Genomic DNA, 1,225 nt, shown 5'->3' with positions numbered 1-1,225 from the left:
GCCAGCCACCCCTGCACCAGCCCCAACACCTCGTGCACCCCGGCCGACACCTCGACCAGCACACACTCCGCGACCCCACCATCCAGCGAACCGGCCACCACCCACTCGGGCACCCCGGCGGAAGCGGCCGGAGCCGCGCTCCACTCGACGTGGAACAGCTTGTTCCTGAGCCCGGTGGTGCGGGTGACCTCCGGGCCGCCGATGGAGACCGGGCGTACGGCCAGCGACGCGACCGTCGCCACCGGCAGGCCCGCGGTGTCCATCAGCTTGAGGGAGACCGCGCCCTGGGCGGTCAGCGAGATCCGGATACGGAGCTTCGTGGCTCCGGAGGCGTGCAGCGCCACCCCGTTCCAGGCGAACGGCAGGGAGGGCCGGCCGGGCTCGGAGTCGGTCACGAACTCACCGAGGGCGGTGGCGTGCAGGGCGACGTCGAACAGCGCCGGGTGCAGCCCGAACCTGGCGGCGTCCCGTGTCATGTCCTCGGGCAGCGCCAGCTCGGCGAAGACCTCGTCACCCTTGCGCCACGCGGCCCGCAGCCCGCGGAAGGCGGGACCGTAACCCAGGCCGATGGCGGCGAAGTCCTCGTACAGCCCGTCCATGCCGACGGCCTGCGCGCCCTCCGGAGGCCAGATCTCCTCGGCCTCCGGCACGACCACGCCGACGTGGGCCAGTATGCCCGCGGCGTTCTGGGTCCAGGGCTCGTCCTGCGCGTCGTGGAGTCGGGAGTAGATCCCCAGCTGCCTGCGTCCGTCCTCGTCGGGCGCGCCGACGGCCACCTGGAGCTGGACGGCTCCGCGCTCGGGCAGGAACAGCGGCGCCTGCAGCGTCAGCTCCTCCAGCAGGTCGCAGCCGACCTCGTCACCCGCCCGTACGGCCAGCTCCACGAGACCGGTTCCCGGCAGGAGCACCTGCCCGTTGACCGCGTGGTCGGCGAGCCAGGGGTGAGTGGCGATCGACACACGTCCGGTGAGCACCGCCGCTCCACTCTCCGCGAGCCCGGTGGACGCGCCGAGCAGCGGGTGCCCGGTCGCCCGGAGACCGAGGCTCTCCGCGTCGCCCGCGCCGCCCGTCTCCAGCAGCCAGTAGCGCTGGTGCTGGAAGGCGTAGGTGGGCAGGTCGACGGCCCTGGGCCGGGCCGGGGCGATGGCCCGCTCCCAGTCCACCTCCCCACCACGCACCCACACCTCGGCCGCGCTCGTCCACAACCGGCGCAACCCACCATCAT

General features: G+C 73.5%; 1 protein-coding gene. It reads right to left on the bottom strand.

Annotated features, from left to right (window positions below):
* Window positions 1-1,214: polyketide synthase dehydratase domain-containing protein (locus ACFFRH_RS44205; RefSeq protein ID WP_386164182.1), on the bottom strand; the 1,214-nt coding region annotated here is incomplete at its 3' end.
* Window positions 1,215-1,225: the final 11 nt, after the last annotated feature.

Source organism: Streptosporangium vulgare, from assembly GCF_042428775.1.
Classification (GTDB): Bacteria; Actinomycetota; Actinomycetes; order Streptosporangiales; family Streptosporangiaceae; genus Streptosporangium; species Streptosporangium vulgare.
This window is presented reverse-complemented; position numbering and strand designations above follow the sequence as displayed.